2 protein-coding genes are annotated in these 2,386 nt (G+C 59.1%); both read right to left on the reverse strand.

The genetic code is table 11. From position 1 onward, the window contains the following. Positions 1-535: 535 nt before the first annotated feature. The gene (locus VMT30_06260) at positions 536-970 is read right to left on the reverse strand and encodes a hypothetical protein (protein HVQ44543.1); all 435 of its coding nucleotides are present in this window, start codon (positions 968-970) and stop codon (positions 536-538) included. Between the two features lie 391 nt (positions 971-1,361). Next, a complete protein-coding gene (locus VMT30_06265; protein ID HVQ44544.1) occupies positions 1,362-2,327 on the reverse strand; it encodes an IS481 family transposase in 966 nt (321 codons plus the stop codon). Positions 2,328-2,386: the final 59 nt, after the last annotated feature.

Below are 2,386 nucleotides of genomic sequence, written 5' to 3' on the forward strand. Positions count from 1 at the left end.
ATTCGATGACCACCGCTTTGAGCGGCCAGCAAATGGTGCTGCCGGTCTGGGTTGGCGCGTATTCATGTTTGTCTTTTGACCATTATGCATGGCTCACTCCTTGGTAGTGGCATGTGAAAAAACGCTCCGTGCTGCGCACGAAGGAAGAACCAGAAATGTGCATTCTCTCTGAAGAGTAAGCCGACATCTGGAAGCCCCGTGGACCGCTGCGCACCGCGTTCATCAATACATGAGGCAGACGCAATTCTCGTTGGCGGCCGAGCAGAGCCAACAGCGAATTCTTGCGCTGGCAATTGCGATGAAGCCCTTCGGAAGAAATGCACTGAAACTGAATGGTTCAGTCACCGTGGCGGTACCCGCCGACTACACGCCACAAATTATGAAGCATCAACGGGTATTTATATGGGGAAAGTGGGAGAAACTGTCAAGCACCCGGCCACTTGGGTAAAAATAGCCAAAGCCAATTTGCAAGCCACCGGCTGTGCCGGTGGCTCTTCGTATTGCAGCCGCGATCAGCGCGTATCCGTCCGCGCGATCAGATCGAAAGCGAGGACTCGCGAAGCTGCGGCTCGACGACGGTCCCCTCCGCCGTTGCGGCATTCGCCCCGGCTGGCAATTGCAGCACTGTCGCACGCTGGCCATCGCACAAACGCGTGACTAGCACCACCTGCCCGTCGGGAAATTCCAGCGCATCGTGATGGGCCACGGGGTTGTCCATATTGACTTGCCGGAAGCGCGCGAGCCGCTGCCCGATCTTCTTGTTCGGCAAGATGCCGATGCCGAACGACGGCTCGCATTCGACACTCTCGTCGAATGCGATCTCGGTACCGGGCAGCAGGCAGACCGCAACGTTCGGCTGCCCGACCGCCGCGAATCCGCGAGTAATAGAATTGTGGAATTTCGTCGCCACCAGCTTGTCCTCGATCTTGGCAGGCCGGTTCGCGACGTGGTGCAGACTATAGTCACACATCGGAGGGCTCCTCTTCCTGTGAAAAGCCGGGATTTCCCGGACCCCCGAACTTGATTGGTTCAAAATTAGCGCTTTTCCGGCTCCCCTGGAAGAAGAAAGCTTACCCTATCGTCACGCGACCTTTTCAATCAGTGTGGAATCGTCGCCACTGGCACTCCACCCTCGCCTTGTTGCGAGCGAGGCTGCGCCCAATTCTATCAGGCAGCTTAAGCGGTGCGTGCTGGTGGTTGCCAGGGCAGGAGATCGCAAGTCGTGGCGCGCGCATAAAGGAATGCGGATGCTTGCCAGCGTCGCCTTACGCACCATGGGTTCCCGCCGGAGGTCCGGCCTCGTCTTTGAGGGAGCGAGGGCGCAACCGCCTGTGAGCGGGGGAGCCCTCGCCGATCTTGCCCTAGGTGTTCAGTCCCGAAGTGAGGTGGGTTGGATCGTATCTGAATCGCCTCGGCTGGTCTGCCCAAGCTTTGCAGATGTGCTCGTAGGGAGTGAGCCCCCTCAGGGTCTTGAGGCGCTTAGCGAAGTTGTAGGCGTTGAGGAAGGCTTCGAGGTGCTCTCGGAGCTGCTGGTGGGTCTCGTAGTGATAGCGCCGAACGGTGGCTTCCTTGAGGGTGCGGTTCATCCGCTCGACCTGACCGTTGGTCCAGGGATGGTTCGGTTTGGTGAGGCGGTGCTCGATACCATGCTCGCGGCAGATGCGGTCGAACATGTGCAACCTGTAGCGGGCCGTCGGGCCGGTACGCCGTGAGGGCATATCGCCGAACTGTATGCCGTTGTCCGTCAGTACAATGTGGATGGTGTAGGGCACGGCTTCGATCAGCGCTTGCAAGAAGCCGACCGCTGACTTGACGTTGGCGGCCTCGTGCAATTGAGCGAAGACGAACTTCGACGTCCGATCAATGGCCACGAAGAGGTAGAGCTTGCCCTCCTCAGTGCGAACCTCGGCAATGTCGAGGTGGAAGTAGCCGATCGGATAACGCTTGAAGGGTTTTTTAGCGACCTTGTCACCGGCGATCTCCGGCAGACGGCTGATCGCGTGGCGTTTAAGGCACCGATGCAGGGACGACCGGGTCAGATGCGGGATCGTCGCCTGCAAGGCATAGAGGCAGTCGTCCAGCGGCAGCAGTGTATGCTTGCGGAAGGCGACGATGATGGCTTCCTCCTTAGACGATAGCACTGTCGAGTGCGGCGTTTTCGGCCCCATCGGGGCATCGTTGACGAAGGCCCGTTTACGCCACTTGGCAACTGTCTTGTGGTTCAGCCCATACCGCGCCGCTAGTTCCTTGAGCGGAGCCTTCGATCGCTGTATCGCAGTTCGGACGGCGTGCGTGGTCGTGGCGCAGCCGTGAAGTACCTGGCCCATAATCCCTCCCGGAATGCGGGATCAGTTTGGCTGATTCCCCTACACTCCGGGACCAGACA

It is taken from the genome of Candidatus Saccharimonadia bacterium, assembly GCA_035544015.1.
In the GTDB taxonomy this organism is placed as follows: Bacteria; Patescibacteriota; Saccharimonadia; order UBA4664; family UBA4664; genus UBA5169.

What these genes read in the sequence shown, in the direction of transcription:
- VMT30_06260 (HVQ44543.1), bottom strand. Translation starts at nt 970, where the DNA reads ATGTGTGACTATAGTCTGCACCACGTCGCGAACCGGCCTGCCAAGATC.
- VMT30_06265 (HVQ44544.1), bottom strand. Translation starts at nt 2,327, where the DNA reads ATGGGCCAGGTACTTCACGGCTGCGCCACGACCACGCACGCCGTCCGA.